At 70.1% G+C, this 19,537-nt stretch carries 21 protein-coding genes; 6 read left to right on the top strand and 15 right to left on the bottom strand.

Annotation, left to right across the window (positions count from 1 at the left end):
• Positions 1–54: 54 nt before the first annotated feature.
• The 7 genes from FPZ11_RS07365 to cofD form a co-directional block, all read right to left on the bottom strand.
• Positions 55–858, bottom strand: coding sequence for an LLM class F420-dependent oxidoreductase (locus tag FPZ11_RS07365; protein WP_146319659.1), 804 nt, complete (start codon positions 856–858; stop codon positions 55–57).
• A gap of 84 nt (positions 859–942) precedes the next feature.
• Positions 943–1,812, bottom strand: coding sequence for a PhzF family phenazine biosynthesis protein (locus tag FPZ11_RS07360; protein ID WP_246846586.1), 870 nt, complete (start codon positions 1,810–1,812; stop codon positions 943–945).
• A 77-nt stretch (positions 1,813–1,889) separates the two neighbouring features.
• Positions 1,890–2,525 carry a pyridoxamine 5'-phosphate oxidase family protein gene (locus tag FPZ11_RS07355; RefSeq protein ID WP_246846585.1) on the bottom strand — a complete coding sequence of 212 codons (636 nt, stop codon included), beginning with the start codon at positions 2,523–2,525 and terminating at the stop codon, positions 1,890–1,892.
• A gap of 78 nt (positions 2,526–2,603) precedes the next feature.
• Positions 2,604–4,085 (bottom strand): flavin-containing monooxygenase, encoded by a 1,482-nt coding sequence (locus FPZ11_RS07350; RefSeq protein WP_146319655.1) that lies wholly within the window; start codon positions 4,083–4,085, stop codon positions 2,604–2,606.
• A complete protein-coding gene (locus FPZ11_RS07345; protein WP_246846584.1) occupies positions 4,082–6,649 on the bottom strand; it encodes a bifunctional FO biosynthesis protein CofGH in 2,568 nt (855 codons plus the stop codon). Before FPZ11_RS07345 ends, FPZ11_RS07350 begins: the two co-directional genes overlap by 4 nt.
• Positions 6,650–6,835: 186 nt before the next feature.
• Positions 6,836–7,249: a nitroreductase/quinone reductase family protein gene (locus FPZ11_RS07340; RefSeq protein WP_146319653.1), complete on the bottom strand. Its 414-nt coding sequence runs from the start codon at positions 7,247–7,249 to the stop codon at positions 6,836–6,838.
• A 106-nt stretch (positions 7,250–7,355) separates the two neighbouring features.
• On the bottom strand, positions 7,356–8,369 hold the full coding sequence (gene cofD / locus FPZ11_RS07335; protein ID WP_246846583.1) for a 2-phospho-L-lactate transferase: 1,014 nt from the start codon (positions 8,367–8,369) through the stop codon (positions 7,356–7,358).
• A 142-nt stretch (positions 8,370–8,511) separates the two neighbouring features.
• Between cofD and FPZ11_RS07330 the strand changes: the two genes are divergently transcribed.
• Together FPZ11_RS07330 and FPZ11_RS07325 are read left to right on the top strand one after the other, a co-directional pair.
• Positions 8,512–9,012, top strand: coding sequence for a nitroreductase family deazaflavin-dependent oxidoreductase (locus tag FPZ11_RS07330; protein WP_146319649.1), 501 nt, complete (start codon positions 8,512–8,514; stop codon positions 9,010–9,012).
• A 77-nt stretch (positions 9,013–9,089) separates the two neighbouring features.
• The gene (locus FPZ11_RS07325; protein WP_146319647.1) at positions 9,090–9,602 is read left to right on the top strand and encodes a GNAT family N-acetyltransferase; all 513 of its coding nucleotides are present in this window, start codon (positions 9,090–9,092) and stop codon (positions 9,600–9,602) included.
• A 13-nt stretch (positions 9,603–9,615) separates the two neighbouring features.
• Here FPZ11_RS07325 and FPZ11_RS07320 read toward each other — a convergent pair whose 3' ends face one another.
• Both FPZ11_RS07320 and FPZ11_RS07315 read right to left on the bottom strand, forming a co-directional pair.
• Positions 9,616–10,545, bottom strand: coding sequence for a DNA-formamidopyrimidine glycosylase family protein (locus FPZ11_RS07320; protein ID WP_146319646.1), 930 nt, complete (start codon positions 10,543–10,545; stop codon positions 9,616–9,618).
• A 92-nt stretch (positions 10,546–10,637) separates the two neighbouring features.
• On the bottom strand, positions 10,638–11,480 hold the full coding sequence (locus FPZ11_RS07315) for a DUF72 domain-containing protein (protein WP_146319644.1): 843 nt from the start codon (positions 11,478–11,480) through the stop codon (positions 10,638–10,640).
• Between the two features lie 53 nt (positions 11,481–11,533).
• Between FPZ11_RS07315 and FPZ11_RS07310 the strand changes: the two genes are divergently transcribed.
• Entirely contained in the window at positions 11,534–12,130 is a 597-nt protein-coding gene (locus tag FPZ11_RS07310) for an isochorismatase family protein (protein WP_146319642.1), read from the top strand.
• Positions 12,131–12,158: 28 nt separating this feature from the next.
• On the opposite strand, the gene FPZ11_RS19205 is transcribed toward FPZ11_RS07310, so the two are convergent.
• Positions 12,159–12,320, bottom strand: coding sequence for a hypothetical protein (locus tag FPZ11_RS19205; RefSeq protein WP_168203760.1), 162 nt, complete (start codon positions 12,318–12,320; stop codon positions 12,159–12,161).
• A gap of 79 nt (positions 12,321–12,399) precedes the next feature.
• A complete protein-coding gene (locus FPZ11_RS07305; protein ID WP_146319640.1) occupies positions 12,400–13,173 on the bottom strand; it encodes a DUF2510 domain-containing protein in 774 nt (257 codons plus the stop codon).
• 147 nt (positions 13,174–13,320) lie between these two features.
• Between FPZ11_RS07305 and FPZ11_RS07300 the strand changes: the two genes are divergently transcribed.
• Positions 13,321–13,722, top strand: coding sequence for an RNA-binding S4 domain-containing protein (locus tag FPZ11_RS07300; RefSeq protein ID WP_146319638.1), 402 nt, complete (start codon positions 13,321–13,323; stop codon positions 13,720–13,722).
• 46 nt (positions 13,723–13,768) lie between these two features.
• Here the strand turns inward: FPZ11_RS07300 and FPZ11_RS07295 are convergent, their stop codons facing one another.
• From FPZ11_RS07295 to FPZ11_RS07285, 3 genes are read right to left on the bottom strand one after another with little or no spacing between them, the layout of a single operon-like run.
• Complete coding sequence (locus tag FPZ11_RS07295; protein WP_146319636.1) at positions 13,769–13,987, bottom strand: DUF6186 family protein; 219 nt, start codon at positions 13,985–13,987, stop codon at positions 13,769–13,771.
• Complete coding sequence (locus tag FPZ11_RS07290; RefSeq protein ID WP_146319634.1) at positions 13,984–14,706, bottom strand: hypothetical protein; 723 nt, start codon at positions 14,704–14,706, stop codon at positions 13,984–13,986. The genes FPZ11_RS07295 and FPZ11_RS07290 overlap by 4 nt, the downstream gene beginning before the upstream one ends.
• Positions 14,707–14,708: 2 nt before the next feature.
• Positions 14,709–15,872, bottom strand: a complete 1,164-nt coding sequence (locus tag FPZ11_RS07285; RefSeq protein WP_210415979.1) for an acyl-CoA dehydrogenase family protein — start codon at positions 15,870–15,872, stop codon at positions 14,709–14,711.
• Between the two features lie 255 nt (positions 15,873–16,127).
• On the opposite strand from FPZ11_RS07285, the gene FPZ11_RS07280 reads away from it, so the two are divergent.
• Positions 16,128–17,144, top strand: coding sequence for an aldo/keto reductase (locus FPZ11_RS07280; protein ID WP_146319630.1), 1,017 nt, complete (start codon positions 16,128–16,130; stop codon positions 17,142–17,144).
• 118 nt (positions 17,145–17,262) lie between these two features.
• Positions 17,263–17,835 carry an NADPH-dependent FMN reductase gene (locus FPZ11_RS07275; protein ID WP_146319628.1) on the top strand — a complete coding sequence of 191 codons (573 nt, stop codon included), beginning with the start codon at positions 17,263–17,265 and terminating at the stop codon, positions 17,833–17,835.
• Between the two features lie 105 nt (positions 17,836–17,940).
• On the opposite strand, the gene FPZ11_RS07270 is transcribed toward FPZ11_RS07275, so the two are convergent.
• Complete coding sequence (locus tag FPZ11_RS07270) at positions 17,941–19,152, bottom strand: MFS transporter (RefSeq protein ID WP_146319626.1); 1,212 nt, start codon at positions 19,150–19,152, stop codon at positions 17,941–17,943.
• Positions 19,153–19,537 lie beyond the last annotated feature (385 nt).

Below are 19,537 nucleotides of genomic sequence, written 5' to 3'. Positions count from 1 at the left end.
GTGGGGCGAAGGCCGGCAGCTGATGCCGCGGCGAAGGGCTCGAGCGCGCGGCGGCTAGCCGTTGACGGCGTCGCGCCACGCCAGCAGGCGCCGCACGCGATCCCAGTCGTAGTCGGGGGCGCTGATCTGCGTGGTGAACAGGCGTGCGCCGAGCGCACGGAACTCCTCGTATTCGGCGGAGGTCTGCGTGCGTTCGGGCTCGACCGAGATCGTGATCTGGGAGGTGTCGCGTCCCACGCGCTCGCACCATCCTTCGAGCACGTCGAGCTTGTGCTGCAACTCGTCGGCGTCCGAGAAGCTGTGCCAGACATCGGCGTGCTCGGCGACGATGCGCAGTGTCTTGCGCTCACCGCCGCCGCCGATCAGCACCGGGATGTGCCGAGTGGGCGCCGGGTTGAGCAGCTCCCATCGGCGGCGGATGCGCGGCATCGCCTCCGCCAGGTCGTCGAGACGTGATCCGACCGAGCCGAACTCGTAGCCGTACTCCCGGTAGTCGCGGCGGGCCCAGCCCGACCCGATGCCGAACACCAGGCGGCCCTCGCCACCCTTCGCGCTGACGTGGTCGACCGTGCGGGCCATGTCGGCGAGCAGATCCGGGTTGCGATAGCTGTTGCAGGTGACGAGCGGACCGAACTGGATGCGCTCGGTCTGCTCCGCCCAGGCGCCGAGCATCGTCCAGCCCTCGAAGTGCAGACCGTCGCGGTCGCCGGAGAGCGGGTAGAAGTGGTCCCAGTTGAAGACGATGTCGACACCGAGGTCTTCGAGGCGCAGCACGGTGTCGCGAATGGTCGAGTACTCGGCGTGCTGGGGTGCGAGCTGCACGCCGATGCTCACCGGCTGGTCGACGTTGAAGGGCATGGTTCTCCTCGCTGATCGGTCGGGATGCTTCGACGCTAGCGCGAGTGCGCCATTCGCAGGGCCGCGGTCCGGGTCGCGTGCACGCTAGATGTGCAGCTCGCCCTCGGCGACGACGATCCCGTCGCCGTGCAGCGTCACCTCGTCGTCGCGCACGTCGACGGAGATGAGACTGGGCCGGCCGACGGCGTGGCCCTGGGCGATCACCACGGTTGCCGTGGGGGCGATCAGGCCGTCGCGCAGCAGCTTGACCGCGAGCGGCCCCGCCGCAGTTCCGGTCGCCGGGTCTTCGGCGATACCCATCGTCGGATTGAAGAACCGCACGTCGGCGTGCGCCTCGGGCTCGACGGGGTCGAGACTGAACACCGCGCAGCCCTCTGCGCCGATCGAGGCCAGCAGCCGCGACAACGACTCGGGATCGGGGCGCGCCGAGTCGACGTCGGAGCGTCGGCGCAGCGGAACGAGCAGGTGGCCGGCCCCGGTCGAGATCACCTCCGGCATCCTGTCGACCCGCACCGCGTCGTCCATGACGCCGAGCGCACGTGCCAGTGCCGATCCGTCGTCGAAGGTGGCGCGCCGTTCGGGCGGGGACTGGCGGATCGCCACGTGGGCACCGTTCCTGTCGACCTGCGACACGGTCACGGTGTAGGTCTCGTCGCCGATCGCCTGCGCGAACGACGAGCGTGTCGAGTCGAGGCGTCCGGACGCCGCCAGCCAGACGACGGCACCCAAGGCGTTGTGACCGGCGCCGAACACCTCGGCCCCGCTCGGCGTGAACGAACGCAGCCGCCAGTCCGCCCCGCTGCCGCCCAACACGAACGCCGTCTCGGAGTGGTTGAACTCGCGGGCGAGCGCCTGGAGCACGGCATCCGGCTGCCGTTCCGCACCGGTCACGACGACCACCGGGTTGCCGGCGAGCGGGCGGGGAGCGAACACGTCGACATAGGCGAAGCGCATGGCCACACGCTATGCCCGCTGTGCCCCGAACGAACCCGTGTGTCGCGCGATGTCGGTGCGATGGTCCGCGGCCGCGATCAGTGCGCGGCGCGGAACCCGGTCACCGACGGCGGCATCGGGATGCCGCCGCGCACGTCGGGTGCAACCGCCGCGGATGTGGGGCGCGCGCCGAAGCGCACGACGCCGGCCCAGGCATCCGAGGCGATGTCGTCGTCAGGGTCTTCCGACCAGCCGTCGGAGACCCGCAGCGACCATTCGTCCAACGGCATGGCGAGCACGAGGGTTGCGGCGAGCTCCTTCTTCGTCGGGCGTCGCACCTCGGCGACACGGCCGGGGAGCAACCGCTCGGTCAACACGTCGAGGGCCTCGAGCTTCTCGTCGCCATCGAGCCGGCGGAAGGCGCCGAACACGACGGCGCTGCGGTATGCGAGCGAGGACTCGAAGGCGGATCGTGCCACGATCACGCCATCCACTGCGGTGATCGAGACCGCTGCGGCGGCTCCGGCGACCAGGCGCATCCAGCGCGAGCCCGTGGATCCGTGCACGACGAGCTCGTCGCCCCAGCGTGCGACGGCGGTGGGCAGCAGGCCGGGCGCGCCCGTCTCGTCGACGTAGGCGACGTGACCCACGATCGTGGATGCCAGCAGCGCGTCGAGCGCGGAGCGGTCGCGCGACATGAGCTCGGGCATCCGTGTCGCATCGAGACGAGTCATGACGACAGTGTCGCAGGCGGACGCGGGTGGCGGCGTTCGGCGCGTCACGAAGCAATCATCGCCGGGCACTTCTGAGTCTCATCCCGCCACCGGCACCTCGAACACGCTCGGATCGAACGTGCCGACGCGGTCGCGGAACGACTGCGCCGTGCCCGGCCACAACAGCGTGAGCCGCCCGCTGCGCTCGTCGACGTACCAGTTGCGGCAGCCGCTCAGCCACACGGAATCCGCGGCGGCGTCGTCGATGGCCGCCACGTAGGCATCCTCGACCTCCTGCGGGACATCGAGCGGAAGGCCCTTCGCCGCCAGGTGGTCGAGCGCGCCGAGCACGTAGCGCAGCTGCGTCTCGATCATGTGCACGGCCGAGTTGTGGCCGAGGCTCGCGTTCGGTCCGTCGAGCACGAACAGGTTCGGAAAGCCGTGCACCAACGTCGACGCGTAGGCGCGCATGCCCGCGACCCAATGCTCGGAGAGACCGATGCCGTCTCTGCCCGACACGAGATCGGCGAACGGCGGTCTCGTCGCGTTGAAGCCGGTGGCGAAGACCAGCACGTCCAGGTCGTGCCGCTCTCCCGACGCCGCGACCGCCGTCATCCCCTCCACGTGATCCAGGGCGGACGCCTCCAGCGTCACGTTCGCCGACGCGATCGCCGGATAGAAGTCGTCGCTGAGCAGCACGCGCTTGCACCCGATCTCGTAGTCGGGGGCGAGGGATGCCCGCAGCCCGGCATCCGCCACCTGATCGCGCAGGTGCGCGGCAGCGCGCTCCCGCAGCGACGTGATCGCGACGGGTTCGCGCATCCGTGCCGGGAACCCCGCCTCGGCGTCCGCGAACAGCCGTTCGCGCAGTCGGTCGCGCGCGCCGGCATCGGCGAGCTCGGCACGTTCCCGAGCGGTGTACTCACGATCGCCGCGCGGCACCACGTAGGGCGCACTGCGCTGAAACACGGTCACCTGCTTCGATGCGCGCTGCAGGTGGGGCAGCAGTTGCACGGCGGATGCCCCGGTGCCGACGAGCCCGACGCGCTCGCCCGCCAGCTCGAGGCGATCGTCCCATGCCGCGGTGTGCAGCACGCGGCCCGGAAAGCCGCTCAGCCCTTCGATCGCGGGCAGCCGCGGCTCGCTCAGCCGGCCGACGGCGCTCACCAGTGCTGTGGCCCGATACGTGGCTCGGGTCGTCGTGACGACCCAGCGACGGTCGGCCTCGTTCCAGCGTGCGTCGACGACCGCTTCGCCGAAGCGCAGATGCGGCGCGAGACCCTCGTCGTGCGCGCACTCGCGCAGATAGGCCTGCAGCTCCAGGCCGCTGGGGTAGACGTGGGTCCAGTCGCCGCTGGTGCGGAACGAGAACGAGTACAGGTGAGAGGGGATGTCGCACGCCACCCCCGGGTACACGTTGTCGCGCCACGTTCCACCCACGTCGTCCGCGCGCTCCACGATGAGGAAAGACCCGTGGCGGCCCCGCGCAGCGGCACGGCGCTTCAGCAGGATGCCGAGCCCGAGCCCCGCGAAGCCGGCACCCACGATGAGCGTGTCGACCTCGATGGTGCCGTCGCTCACGGCACGACCCGTTCGTACGTCGTCGTGCGCTGTGCCAGAGGCCGCGCGACCTCATCGGCGATGCGTTGCATGTCGGCGACGGTCAGCACGCGTCCCTGCTCCGGTCCCGCCCAGGGGGCGAGCTCACCGTCGAGGAGCACGCCGCCCAGGTCGTCGACCCCGCCGGTCAGCACCAGACGGGTTCCACGCAGGCCGAGCTTCGTCCATGCGGCCTGCAGGTGGTCGATCGTGCCGGCGAGCATGAGGCGGGCCACGGCGTGCACAGCCCTCGTCTCGCGCAGGCTCGGTCCGGGACGCGCGCCCGGCACCTCGACGGGGGAGTCGTTCGGAACGAACGGCATGGCGATGAACTCGGTGAAGCCGCCGGTGCGCTGCTGCAGGGCGGCGAGCATCCTCAGGTGCGCAACCTGATCGGCCGGCGTCTCGAGGTGGCCGTAAACCATGGTGGCGGTCGAACGCAGGCCGGCCAGGTGCGCCGCCTCGATGGTCTCCAGCCAGGTCGCCACGGGCAGTTCGGTGCCGCCGGAGAGGATGCCCCGAATCCGGTCGTCGAGAATCCGCGCCCCGGTACCGGGCACGCTTCCTACTCCCGCCGAGCGCAGCTGTGCGAGATATTCCGCCAACGGCATGTTCGCTCGGGTGGCCCCGTCCCGCAGCTCGATCGGGCGATACGCGTGCACGTGCAGCGGATGGTGCGCGCGCACCGCCCGCACCAGGTCGAGGTACGCGGATGCCGGCATCCCGTCCCCGATGCGCCCCTGTATGCAGACTTCCGTGGCCCCGTCTTCCCACGCCTCGTCCGCCAGCGTCGTCACGATCTCCGCCGTCAGCGAGGGTGTGCCCTCCTCCTCCCGAGGCGGTGCCTCTCTGCTCCCGAGAGTGCGGGTCTCTCCCCGCGAGGGTGTGCCTTTCTCCTCCCGAGAGTGCGGATTCACGGCACCGATCGCGCGGAACAGCGACGAGTCGAGGTTGCGGTTGATGACGTAGGTGATCTCGTCGCCGACACGTTCGCGGCGCACGTCGTCGGCCAGTGCCGTGAGCGCCGCGAGTTCGGCACCGTCGGCGTCGAGCAGCGCGACGTAGTCGGCGTCATCGAGGCCCGCGGGGTCGCGGCGGGCCGCGTCGAGCACCGCGCCGAGGGGTGATCCTTCGTAATCGCGCCAGGTCTCGGCTGTTGCGCCAGACTTTCTGGCGCGATTGCCGAAAGCTGGCGCGGATGTGCCACCGGGGCGGGCCGGCTCGGCCTCCAGCCGCCACGGCCGGCCCGCCACGGGCGCGGCCTCGTCGGCCAGCCCGTCGGCATCCGCGAGCGCGAGCGTGTGCGGCAGCACGGCCGGATCGATCCAGGGCTCGCCGGCGCGCACGAAGTGCGGGTGGGCGGTCAGCCGCTCGCGCAGCCGAAAGCCGGCCAGAGCGGTGAGCCTGCCGAGCTCGTCGATCTGGGGCCACGGCCGCTCGGGGTTCACGTGGTCGGGGGTGAGCGGGCTGACGCCGCCCCAGTCGTCGATGCCCGCGCGGATCAAGAGAGCCAGTTCGTCGTGGTCGGTGAGGTTCGGCGGGGCCTGCACGCGGGCATCCCGGCCCAGAACCAATCGGGTCACGGCGACGGCCGCGGCATACTCGTCGGCCGCCAGGTCGGGGCGGTTCATCATGGCGGTCGCGTACTTCGCCCGGAAGTTCTGCACGATCACCTCCTGCACGTGTCCCCAGCGGGAGGATGCCTCGCGCAGCGCGAACATGGCATCCACGCGGTCGCGCACGGTCTCGCCGATGCCGAGCAGCACGCCGGTGGTGAAGGGGATCTGCGAGCGCCCGGCGTCGTCGATCACGCGCAGACGCACCGCGGGATCCTTGTCGGGCGACCCGTAGTGGGCCTGCCCCTTCTGAGCCCACAGACGCACCGACGTCGTTTCGAGCATCATGCCCATCGACGGGGCCACGGGCTTCAGCCGCTGCAGCTCCGCCCAGGTCATCACGCCCGGGTTGAGGTGGGGAAGCAGTCCGGTCTCCTCGAGCACCCTGACGGCCATGGCCCGCATGTACTCGATCGTCGAGTCGTACCCGTGCTCGGCAAGCCATTCCCCGGCGACGGGCCACCGGTTCTCCGGCCGGTCGCCGAGCGTGAAGAGCGCCTCCTTGCAGCCCATCGCGGCGCCCTGGCGCGCGATCTCCAGCACCTCCTCCTCGGAGAGGAACGGCGCGATGCCGGCCTTGGCGAGCTTGCCGGGCGTCTGCACGAAGATGCAGTAGTGGCAGCGGTCCTGGCAGAGGTGCGTCAGCGGAATGAAGACCTTGCGCGAGTAGGTGATGACCTCCGGCCTGCCCGCGGCCTCGAGTCCGGCGTCGCGCACTCGCCCGGCCAGTCCGAGCAGTTCGTCGAGGTCGTCTCCGCGCGCGAAGAGCAGCGCCTCGGCATCCTCCGGCATGGGCGGGATGCCCGCCTCGGCCGTCGCGCGCGCCTTCGCCAGTGCCCGCGCGAGCCGGGCACCCGATGGCCGTTCGGACTCGGGCATCGCCGACGTCGAACGCGGAGGAGCGGTGAGCGGAACTGGGGTGGCGGGCACGGGCATCCTCGGCGGTGGAGATCGAGCGGAAATGGTCGAGAGACCGAACAACGAGAATGCGGCCCACACCCGGGCCATACAGCGGATTCGCGCCCAGCCTAGCGGCGGCGCCCCGGCACCGCGGCCGGCTTCGCCGCCCGTGCCGTCGAGCCCCGTGAACTCGTCACGGCGCCGGGGCGCCTGTCGTCAGCGTCGGGTCAGCCGCAGCACGGGGATGACGCGACTCGTCTTGCTCTGATAGTCGAGGAACCCCGGGTTGCGGCCGGTGAACAGCTGCCAGGCCGCGTCGTGGTCGGCGCCCTTCAGGTCGGTGACGTGCACGGACACGTCGCCGTCGTCCGGCGTCTCGATGGTGACGTCGGGATGGGCGAGCAGGTTGTGATACCAGGCCGGGTGCTCTGGTGCTCCGGCCTTCGACCCTGCGACGAGCCACTCACCGTCGCCGGTCTTGACCGCGGCCACGGGGCTCACCCGCTCCTCGCCGCTCTTGGCGCCGATGTGGTGCAGCAGCACGAGGCCGCGGCCGAAGTGCTCGACGGTGCCGCCGTTCGCCCTGAACTCGTCGATGATCGGCTGGTTGTAGCCCGCGTGGTCCGCCATGGTGTCCTCCCTGGAGTCGAGGCCGATCCTAGGCAGCGGTCCCCGGGCGGTGGGGCGAGACCCGCGAATGCGAAGACGAGAGGTCACATGTCGGGCCTGCCCGATGTCAGTCGAGCGCGAGCGCCAGCGTGGCCTCCGCCATGCGCGACGTGGCGTCGACGTCCCGCATCCACAACGGGACGGCGCGGGCGCGCAGACCGGCATCGGCGAGCGACGCGACGGCATCCTCATCGGTCTCGTCGACGAGCCAGCCGTCGATCACGCCGCCCGCGGTTCGAGCGCCGTAGTGCACTCCGACCGCCTTCGCCGAGGTCTCGACGCCGATCGTGGAGAGGCAGGCATCCGCCATGCCGCGCACCGCCGCGCCGCCGATGATGGGCGAGACACCCACCACGCGCGCCGAGGTCTGACGCAGCGCGTCGCGCACGCCGGGCACGGCGAGGATCGTGCCGACCGACACCACCGGATTCGACGGCGGGAGCACGATGATGTCCGCACCGCGGATCGCCTCGATCACGCCGGGCGCCGCCGTCGCGTTCTCGAGCCCGACCTGCACGAACTCCGTCGCGGGAACGCCGGCACGGTACCGCACCCACCACTCCTCGAAATGGATGAGCGAGCCCGCTGGATGCTCGTCCACCGCCTCCGCCACCCGCACGTGCGTCTCCACGGGCGAGTCGCTCATCGGCAGCAGCGTGGCCCCCGGCCGCCACCGCCTGCACAAGAACTCCGTCACCTCGCTCAACGTCGCACCGCCGGACAGCAGGTCGGTGCGCACGATGTGCGTCGCCAGGTCGAGGTCGCCCAGCGTGAACCAGTCCCAGCCGCGTCCGTAGGCGGAGATCTCGGCGGACACACGGCGGCTCTCGTCATCGCGTCCCCAGCCCTGCTCCTCGCTGATGCCCCCGCCCAGCGTGTACATCACGGTGTCGAGGTCGGGGCAGATGCGCAACCCGTCGAGGGTCATGTCGTCGCCGGTGTTGACGACGACCGTCACGGCGACCCGTGAGCCGCCGGCGCCGTCGGGGTGGGCATCCTTCAGATGCGCGAGCAGCCCACGCGTGAAACGCGCGCCTCCGACGCCGCCGGCCAACACGGTCACACGCTGAAGCTCGCTCACCGCACTAGTCAAGCAGCCCGGCGCGGGTCTCATGCTCGTTGTGCTCGTCGTGCCCGCCAGGCTCGGGGTGGGCCGTCGCCATGTCGTCATTCTTTGAGACGACGTGGTCGCCTCGGCCGTGACATCGGGCCACAATCGACCCATGCCCTCGGTGCTCTACGTCACCCGCGCGGGAGTCGCGTGGTTCTCCCGCACACGTTTCTTCCGCGCCGTCGGGCCCGCCGTGATGCCTCCGCTCGAGCGCGGCATGGCCTTCGTCAGTCGCGGGCGCGTGCAGCTGAGCGGCCTGCTCGTGCCCTCCCTCGTGCTGCGCACGATCGGCGCGAAGACCGGAATCGAGCGCGAGACAGCCCTGATGTACTGCCCTGAGCCGCACGGCGTCATGCTCGTGACGGGCAGCAACTTCGCCCGAGACGCGCACCCTGCCTGGACGGCGAACCTCATGGCGCATCCGGATGCCGTCGCCCTCGTTCGCGGCAGACCCGTCGCGGTGCGCTCGCAGCTCATCGGCGATGACGAGCGCGAGGCGGTGTGGGCATACATCCAGCGCCAGTGGCCCGGTTATCGCGGTTACGAGCGTGCGAGCGGACGCGTGCTCCGTATCTTCCGCCTCACCCCGATCGAACCCCGTCCAGCGGGTTGAGCAGTTCGCCGAAGGAGCGCATCGCCTCCGAGGGTTGAGGAGCGCGCCTCGAAACCCCCGCCGATTACGATCGGTGAATGCCCTCGCCCTTCGTCGTTCGCCGTCCGACTCCCGATGACGTCGCGGGCATCGCCCGCGTTCACGTGCTGGCGTGGCAGCAGACGTACCGCGGACTCATGTCCGACGAGGTTCTCGACGACCCCGGGTTCGTGTCCCGCCGTGAGCGCATGTGGACGGCACTGGTGACGGATCCGCGCTACGCGGACACGCACGTCGCCATCGCAGAGCGCGAAGGCGAGATCGTCGGCTTCGCGTCGGCAGGCCCCGCTGAGGCCGCGTATCCCGACCCGCCGCTTCAGCTCTTCACGATCTACCTGCTGCGCGACGAGCACGGTTCGGGAGCGGGGGATGCCCTGATCGAGTCCGTGCTCGGTGCCGAGCCTGCTTCGCTGTGGGTCGCAGACCCCAACCCCCGTGCGCAGGCTTTCTACCGCAAGCACGGTTTCGTCCCCGAGCACGCCGAAGAGCGCGACAGCGGCGTGCGCGAGCTCCGCATGGTGCGCGAAGGCGCCGCTCCTTCCGCCGGCTGAGGAGCGCCTTCGCCTACTTCAGCAGCCGCGACAGGACGCGGTCGGCAAGCGGCTTGCCTCCGGTCTGGCAGGTCGGGCAGTACTGGAAGGTCGAGTCCGCATAGATCACCTGCCTGATCGTGTCGCCGCAGCGCGGACACGGCTCGCCGAAGCGCCCGTGCACATTGAGGTTCGACTTCTTCTCCGCCTTGAGCTCGGAGGCCTTCAGGCCGTCTGCGCGTTCGAGGGCCTCGCGGAGCATCCTCTGCATCGCCTCGTAGAGGGTGTGCACATCACCCGGTGGCATGTCGGCGGGCTTGAACGGCGACATCTTCGCCGCCCACAGAATCTCGTCGGAGTACGCGTTGCCGATGCCTGCGATGCGCGACTGGCTGCGCAGCACACCCTTGAGCTGCGACCGCCCTGCGGCCGCGAGGATGCCCGCCAGCACCTGCTCGGTGAATTCCGGCGCGAGCGGATCGGGGCCGAGGTTCGCGATGCCCGGCACATCGTCGGGGTTGCGCACCAGCCAGATCGCGAGGCTCTTCTTGGTGCCCGCCTCGGTGATGTCCAGACCGGAGCCGTCGTCGAGCACGAGCCGGGCAGCGAGCGGACCTGTGCTGCGACCCCGAGGTCGTGCGCTCGGGATGGGCGCGGCGTCGCGCCGGCGGATCCATCCGGCGCGCGCCAGATGGATGATCAGGTGCAGCTCGCCGTCTGCGCGTCGCCCCGCACCTCCGCGCTCGTCGCTCACCGCGCTCGCAGAGGAGGCAACGAGCGTGGCATCGAGGAACTTGCCGTGCCGTCCGACGCTCGCCACGAGCATCCCGTGCAGCGCCGACACCGGCGGGTCGAACGTCTTGAGCGCCGCGAACGCGGTGACGTCGAGTCTGTCGACGACGTGGCCTCGCAGTCGACCGTCGAGGTCGGCCGCCAGGGCATGCACTTCGGGTAACTCGGGCACCCGTACAGTCTGCCTGCTGGCTCCGACGATGCACAGAGCCGACGATGCACAGGGCCGACGATGCACAGGGGCCGCAGGCGACGATGCCAGGTTCACCTCGAGTCGTTCGGGCTCGGTGCGCCGAGCAGCTCCGCCATGGCCAGCGCGTCATAGGGCGCCCTGCCGTCCGAGTCGTTGTCGAAGTAGACGTAGAGGTCACGGTGCGTGCGGCCGGCATCGGCCTGGTCGCGGCATCGCCGCGCCCACGTGCGCAGCCTGCGTCGGTCGTAGCCTCCTGCGTAGAGCTTCTCGGGCCCGTGGAGCCGCGCGTAGACGAAGTCCGCGGTCTGCTCGTCGAACACGGGAAAGGTGCCGGCCGAGTCGGCGAGCACCAACGCGACGCCGTGGCTGCGCACGATCTTCGCCACATCGGCATCGCCGAAACTGGGATGCCGCGGCTCGATCGCGTGCAGAACGCGTCGGTCGTTCCGCACCCGCGGAACGTACGGATGCCGCACCTTGGAATCGTGTCCCCTCGCGATGTGCGCGGCCTCGCGGGCCGTGGCCGGCAGGGATGCGCAGAATCGCTCGAGCGTGTCGGCATCGAACTCCAGGCTCTCCGGCAGCTGCCACAGCACCGGCCCCAGCTTGTCGCCGAGCAGCAGCACACCGGAGGCGAAGAAGTTCGCCATGGCCTGGTCCGTGTCGCGCAGCCGCAGCATGTGGGTCAGATAGCGTCCGCCTTTGAGTGCGAAGACGAACTCGTCGGAAGTCGCGTCGTGCCATCGCCGATACGAGTCGGGACGCTGCAACGCGTAGAACGAGCCGTTCAGCTCGATCGAGTTCACCCTGGCGGCCAGATAGTCGAGCTCGTCGCGCTGTCGCAGGCCCTTCGGATAGAAGTCGCCGCGCCACGACGCGTACTGCCAGCCGGAGGTGCCGACGAACGCGGTCATCGATCCAGTGTGCGCGTCCTGCCGCGGCAGCACGCCGCGCGAGACAATGAGGCATGGCCCGCGCTCTCCTCATCATCGACGTGCAGAACGACTTCACCGAGGGCGGCGCGCTCGGTGTCGACGGCGGGGCGGCCGTGGCCGCAGGCGTGACGCGCATGCTGCGCGAGCATCCCGAACGCTACGACCTCGTCGTCGCCTCGCGCGACTGGCACAACGGCACGGACGACAACGGCGGCCATTTCGCCGCCGACGGGTCGGCGCCCGACTTCGTCACGACCTGGCCCGTGCACTGCGTGGCGGGAACGCCCGGCGCCGACTATCACGGGTCACTCGATGTCGACGCGGTCGACGTGCACATCCGAAAGGGGCAGGGCGTTCCCGCGTACTCCGCCTTTCAGGGAACCGCCGACGACGGCCGGTCTCTGAGCGAGGTGCTGGATGCCGCTGCTATCGACGATGTCGACGTCGTCGGCATCGCGACGGACTACTGCGTGCGGGCATCCGCGCTGGATGCCATCGCCGACGGAAAAAGGGTGCGCGTACTGCTCGATCTGGTCGTCGGCGTCGCATCGGAGTCGAGCGCGAAAGCACTCGGGGAACTCAGCGCAGCGGGCGCCGAACTGGTGAGCGGACCTCTACGGGCCGACTAGCCCGCAGCGAGCTCGACGAACGAGAGGACTAGTGGTGGGCGGCCTCGACCGAGTGGTGCTCGACGTCGACGATCGCCGAACGGTCGGGGTGCGCCTTGCGCGTCTGGGCATCCTTGGCCGCATCGAACAGTGCCCAGAAGCAGAACAGCCCCATGATCACCGCACCGGCGGCGAAGACGATGTACTCCACGGAATGTTCCCTTTCGTCGTACCCGTGCACCACTCTATCGAACGCCGGGAGCCGCGGAGCGCGCCGGCGCGGTCTCGCGCTACGAGAAGCTGCCGCCGTAGGAGGTGACGAGTGAGCCGATCGAGTTCGCGACCATCGCCACCTTGACGCCGATGAGCACCATCTCGATCACGAACACGGCGATGAGGCCCCAGATCGGCCAGAGGCCGTGGGCACCGCCGCGCCGGTTCACGACGACGGCACGGCCGATCACGTAGACGATGCCGCCGAGGAAGGTCCATGCCCAGTGGAAGGGTCGCACGAAGCCGCGGCGCTGCAGTTCCCGGTGATCGAAGTAGGCGAAGAGCACCGACAGGCCGTATGCGACGAGCCCGAGCAGGTCGATCAGAAGGATCATGATGAAGTACTGGCTCATGGCCGACGTGATGGCCGGCGCTGCACCCGAGTAGTCCTCGGAGCTCGAGCCGAGTTCGAACACGGTGCGCAGATAACTCGTGAAGTCGACGAACATGAACGCGATGATGACCACGAGCGGCAGCGCGACCACGAGCCACACGGACCAGGTGTTCGAGGATGTCCCCGGTGCGACGCGCGGAAAGACCGCACCTCCCACGGGCATCTGCTGCACGTAGCCGGGCTGCTGGTACGCAGGCTGGTAGCCGGGCTGCTGGTATGCGGGCTGGTACACGTTCTGCTGCGCGGGCGCCCCCGTCGGAGCGGCGGTCGGCGGCACCGCTGGGCGGGAATGCTCGGTCCACCGCACGCCGTCCCACCAACGCTGTCCACCCGGGTTCGCCGGATCGGGGTCCGGGTACCAGGCAGGCGGGGTCGAGGGCTGCTGGGGGTCGGTCATCCTTGCTCGCTCCAATTCTCGCCGGCTCACGTCGCCGCAGCCGGGTTCGGGGGACGCGGCGAGCGTAGCGCACGCGGCTATGGCAGGGCATCCGCGGAGGGGGCTGCGAACAGCCCGGCCGCCCGCCCGCGCACCTACGATGGGTCGATGGCCGAGGCGAGACAGCAGCCGACGGGCGGGCAGGGACCGCAGACGACGCGTACCGACATCTGGGTGTGGTCGGTGCGGTTCTTCAAGACGCGTTCACTGGCCACCGCCGCCTGCAAGGCCGGCCACGTGAAGGTGAACGGCGAGCGCGCGAAGCCCGCTCAGGTGGTGCGCATCGGCGATGAGGTGCGGGTCATGACCGACCGTGAGCACATCGTCGAGGTGCGGGGCATCCTCACGAAGCGGGTCGGGGCGCCGATCGCACAGGCCGCCTACGTGGACCGCACTCCCGCGCTGCCGCCTCGCGTCGAGCAGCCGGCGGCCGTCGTGCGCGAACGCGGAATGGGCAGGCCCACCAAACGCGACCGGCGCGAGCTGGAGCGGCTGCGCGGCCGCGGCTGACGCACCACCGCGACAGGCCCGTCGCGTCGCGCGTCGGCGGAGCGCATCACGACGACGCCGGCAGCGGAGCCGCCACGAAGAAGTGCCAGCCGAGCCACCACCAGAACACGAGGATCGTGATGCGGATGGCCCTGGATGCCATCACCCGGTCGAGCAGCGTGCCGAACGGCGCCACGCGGTCGGGTGCCCGCTTGCCGTACCACGCCAGCACGAGGCCGAAGACGCCGACGGCCACGAACCCCAGGATCGTGACGATGCGACTCATTGCCGTCTCCCTCGTTTGAGCAGCGCAGCCCCGGCGAGCAGCCAGAGTGCGGCGCAGGCGGCTCGTCCGAACGGGTTCGCCACGATCGGGTCGATCAGGTCGGACAGCGGTGGATGCTCGAACTCGGCCGTCGCCGACGGCATGGCGAGGAAGAACGACGCCAGCTCCCACAGGCACAGGAAGAGCCCGGCGGCAGCCCACAGCATGGCCGAACGGCGCACCGGCCGCGAGAGGGCGCCGCGCTCGCGGGCCGCCGACGTCGTCGAGTCCGCGGCGGGACGCGACGGCGTCGCGTCGGTCAGGTTCTCGATTCCGTCGTTGCGCCACCCGACGATGAGGGCCGTGGCGCCCACGACGCTCACGATCACCAGGTCCACCACGTCGAACTGCGGAACGAGGGCGATGAAGGCCACGGCGATCGCACCGAGCGCCAGCTGTGCCGCGAGGTGGAGCCGGGGGACCGGGTAGCGGTCGAGCGCGGCCAGCCAGCCGGCGGCGTCCGCCGTCAGTGCCGCAGCGGCCGCGAGGAAGAACACGCCGTCGACGGGCGCCCCGCGAAAGATCTGGAACGAGCCGCAGAGCACGAGGATGCCGATCCACCACCAGTCGAGGCGCATCCGCGCTGCGAAACGCGAGCGTCGCGCGGAGGAGCCCGGTTCGGCGGCGCGTCGGAACGTGTCGCCTGACCCGTGTGCCTGGGGCGTCGAGTCTCCGGCCACGGTCAGCCTTCGAGCGGGCCCAGCCAGGCGGTCGCGACCGTCGAGTGCGCCGACTCGTCGTCGGAGGGATGGAACATGCCGGCGAGCACATCTCGGTAGAGCCTGCCGAGCTCGCTGGAGGCGAAGTAACTGCTGCCGCCGGAGACCCGGACGGCCTTGTCGACCACGTCGCGAGCCGTCTCGGTGGCGCGCACCTTCATGCCGACCAGCTTCGCGAACCACTGCGAACCGTGATCTGCGACGGCGTCGACGTCGCCGGTGATCGCGTCGAGCTGCGGATACAGCGCATCCTGCTCGATCGCCGCTGACGCGATGCGCCAACGGATGTCCGGGTCCTGCGCGTACGGCCTGCCGTCGTTCTTCATCGAGGTGCGGCGCTTCACCGCGGCGACCGCGAGCTCGAGCGCGCGCGCGCCGATGCCGGTGTACACCGAGGCCAGGAGCAGCTCGAAGTTCGAGAAGATCGCGAACGTCAGAAGATCCGCGTTGGGTCCGGGGTCGAGGCGGCGGATGATCCGGTCGGCCGGCGCGTGCGCGCCGTCCAGCTTCGTGGAGTTCGACTGGCTGGCGCGCATGCCGAGCGTGTCCCAGTCGTCGGCGATCTCGAAGCCGCCCGCCGCGCGGTCGATGAACCCGAAGACGATCTTCGGGGCATCCTCGCTGGTCGAGTCCAGGCCCATCGTGCCGAGCCTGGTCCACGCGGGGGAGAGCGACGTGAAGATCTTGGTGCCGTGAAACGTGTAGCCGCCGGCTCCGTCGGGGCGTGCGTCGGTGCGCGACCCGAACAGCACGAGGTCGTTGCCACCCTCGCTGATGCCGAAGCCGAACACCTCGCCAGCTCCGGCCTCGCGCTGCAGCCACTCCAGCGAGGCGTCGCCGCGGTCGCGCATGACCTTCGCGACTCCCGTCCACACCAGGTGCATGTTGACGGCGAGCGCCGTGGCGGGCGCGGCGGATGCCAATCGCACCTGTTCGCGCGCCACGTCGCGCAGCGAGAGCCCGAGCCCGCCGAACTCCTCGGGCACGAGTGCTCGCAGGTACCCGGCATCGCTCAGCTCGGCGAGGTCGTCGGTGAAGAAGGCGTTCTCACGGTCGTACCCGGCAGCACGGGAGCGGATGCGCTCCAGAAGCTCGTCGGACAGCACGCGCACAGCAGACTCGGCCACGATTCTCACGTTACGCCCACCTCCCGGCCTCGCCGACGTTCGAGCATCGTGTCAGACGTGCGTGTGGTCCCGTGGGTTGGGGAGCACGCCGAAGGCGCGCGTCGTCCCGAGCGTTGAGGAGCACGCCCAGGGCGCGCGTCTCGAAACCCGCCAGCCTGCCCGCAGCCCTGGTTTCGAGACACACGCGGCTTGCCGCGTGCTCCTCAACCAGCGGAACCGCCGTCCGCCCCGTGCCGCCCGGCTATCCTGGCCCCCATGCAACAGCGCATCCTCGGTCGCACAGGCCGCTCCGTGTCCGTCGTCGGCCTGGGAACGTGGCAGTTGGGTGCCGACTGGGGCAACGTGAGCGAGAGCGACGCGCTCGCCGTGCTCGAGGCATCCGCCGACGCGGGCGTCACCTTCTTCGACACCGCCGACGTCTACGGCGACGGCCGCAGCGAGACGATCATCGGTCGGTTTCGCGCCCTGCGACCGGATGCCGGCATCACCGTCGCCACCAAGATGGGGCGCCGCGTCGACCAGGTGCCCGAGAACTACACGCTCGACAACTTTCGAGGGTGGGTCGACCGTTCGCGTGCCAACCTGCGCATGGACACGCTCGACCTCGTGCAGCTGCACTGCCCGCCGACGCCGGTGTACTCGAGCGACGCCGTGTTCGACGCGCTCGACACGCTCGTCGAGGAGGGTGCGATCGCGAACTACGGTGTCAGCGTCGAGACCGTCGAGGAGGCGCTCACCGCCATCGCCCGGCCGCAAATGGCGTCGGTGCAGCTCATCCTCAACGCCTTCCGGCTCAAGCCGCTCGAGCGCGTGCTGCCCGCCGCGCAGGATGCCGGCGTCGGCATCATCGCCCGCGTCCCGCTGGCCAGCGGCCTGCTCTCCGGTCGCTACACGCAGGAGACCACGTTCGCGCCGCAGGACCACCGCACGTTCAACCGCCACGGTGAGGCGTTCGACGTGGGGGAGACGTTCTCGGGTGTGGACTTCGCCACCGGGGTCGAGGCGGCGCGCAGATTCGCGGATGCCGTCGCATCCGCCCGCGACAGCCTCGGCATCGAGTGCGCCGACAGGCTCACCCCGGCGAAGGCCGCGATCGCCTGGGTCTCGCAGCAGCCCGGCGTGAGCACCGTCATCCCCGGCGCCCGCAACGTCGACCAGGCGCGCTCCAACGCGGCGGCCGGCTCGGTGCCGCCGCTCGGCGAGGACTTCGACAGCGCCGTGCGCGATATCTACGACGAGTACATCCGCGGCAGCGTTCACGACCGCTGGTGACGCGACATCCGGCACGCCGTGCAGGATATGCGGGTCGCCGACCACATATCCGGCACCGCGGGTCGCATGTCCTGCACCATCGACCCCGAACCGATCCCGACAGAAGGAACACGACCCCATGACCAAGCTGATGATCGTCGTCGCCAGCGTTCGCGAAGGCCGCATCGGCCTTCCCATCGCCGACTGGGTGCGCGACACCGTCGAACGTGACGGGCGTTTCGAGCTCGACTGGGCCGACCTCAAGGAGATCGGCCTTCCTCTCATGTCGGAGCCGAACCACCCGCGTCTGCGCCAGTACACGCAGCCGTCGACGATCGCCTGGAGTGAGCGGGTGGATGCCGCCGACGCCTTCATCTTCGTGCAGCCGGAATACAACTACAGCTATCCGCCCTCGCTGAAGAACGCGCTCGATCACCTCTCGCAGGAGTGGTGGCGCAAGCCGCTCGGCACGGTCAGCTATGGCGGAATCTCCGGCGGCACGCGGAGTGTGACGGCGCTGCGTGTGCCCGAGACGGCGCTCGGGCTCGTGCCGACGACGGCCAACGTCGAGATTCCCTGGGCGGCGAAGCAGATCGATGACGACGGCCTCTTCGAGGCGAACGAGCACCAGGAACGGATGCTCGCGACTCAGCTCGACGAGCTCCTCGCGCTCGCAGGCGCGCTGGCCCCGTTGCGCGCGAACCGGCGCTGACCTCCGCTGGCACGTCGACATGACGGTCCGAGCTCTCGCGCCGTCAGCATGCCGATCCGGCATGTTTCAGGCCTGACGTCATGTTGACGCCGGTCGGTGCCGGTCTCAACTGGGCTGCGTGGGCACCGGCTCGGTGTCGGGCATCGGGCTGATCTCGCGCCCGCGCAGATCGGGATGCCAGCGCCTGCCGAGCAGAGGGACGAGGGCGCCGACGAGGGCGAACGCCCCCGCCACCCAGAACGCTCCGGTCGGACCGTGCTGATCGATGAGGAATCCGGCGATCGCACTGCCGAGGGCCGCTCCGATCAGCTGGCCGGTGCCGACCCAGCCGAACGCCTCCGCCGTGTCGGAGAACTTCACGCTCGTCGACACGATCGTCGAGGTCACCGCCAGGGCGGGGGCGATCCCGAGCCCGCTGACGACGAGCATCGCGGTCAGCCACCAGACGTTGCTCACCCAGATCGACGCGAGAGCGATGCCGGCGAACACCACGAGCATGCGCGTTCCGAGCGCCCACGGGCCGATCGGGCGGGAGCCGAACGCGAATCCGCCGACGAGCGAGGCCAGCGACCAGATGCCGAGCACGATGCCGGCTTCCGGCCCGTGCCCTGCGAAGTTCGCGACGGTGCCGGCCTCGATCGCCGCGCACGCCCCGACGAGCAGGAAGCCCACCATCGTCGCCAGCAGCACCGTCGGCCTCTTCAGCGTTGCGCCGATGCGACGCTTGCTCGGCGGGATGCGCACCCGTCCGAGCTCGGGAAGCAGGATGAACCAGGCGCCGCCGCCGAGCATGATGGCGGCGCAGAAGAGAAGTCCGATCGTGGTCGAGATCTGCGTGGCGACGAAGGTGATGACCACAGGGCCGGCGATCCAGATGAGCTCCTGGGCCGAGGCATCCAGCGAGTACAGCGGGGCGAGCAGCCGCGAGTTCACGAGCTTGGGGTAGATGGTGCGCACGGCGGGAACGACCGGTGGTGTGGCGAGCCCAGCGACGGCCGCCACCGCGATGGTCACGGGGATGGGCATCACGACGAGCGCGACGAGCACGATTCCCGCCGAGCACACGAGCGTCGTGATCGCGAGCACGATGCGCATGCCGACCCGCCCCATCAGCCGGCTGGTCAGCGGGCCGGCGATGGCCTGGCCGATGGATGCTCCGGCCAGCACGAGACCGGCGGCGCCGTAGGTGTGGTGCACGCGTTCGATGTGCGTGAGCAGCGCGAGCGAGAGCATGCCGTTCGGGAAGCGCGCCAGCAGCTGCGCGGCGATGATCCGTGCCACTCCCGGCGTTCTCATCAGGTCTGTGTAAGCGCTCACTAACGATCGATTCTATGGCGCGACCAGGGGTTCCCCGTGCCACGGGCAGGGTGTGCAAATGTGGAAAACTCCGGCGAAGGTTTCCACAGTCTGTGGACGACACGCCCACAACATCTGGGGTTGGCCGCTCGCGGGGACCCCGCTATATAGTGGTCACACGCCGGTTCCGTTGGGGGCCTCCCAGAGCCGGCAGGCAGCGGTTTCCGCCGTCCGATCCGGCAGTTGATCGGGCGAAACGGATGTCGGTGGCCTGCCGCACGATGAGGGACGACGACGCACGGCGCCACCGGTTCGGGATGCGAACCCCGAGCCGGTGTACAGGGGGGAGACGGGGCATCCGGTTCGTGCACGCAAACGAACCAGAACGCTTCGGCGACCCCACGCA

Origin of the sequence: Humibacter ginsenosidimutans, assembly GCF_007859675.1 — a bacterium.
Classification (GTDB): domain Bacteria; phylum Actinomycetota; class Actinomycetes; order Actinomycetales; family Microbacteriaceae; genus Humibacter; species Humibacter ginsenosidimutans.
The sequence above is the reverse complement of the archived record's forward strand: the minus strand, read 5'-3'. Positions and strand labels throughout refer to the sequence as shown.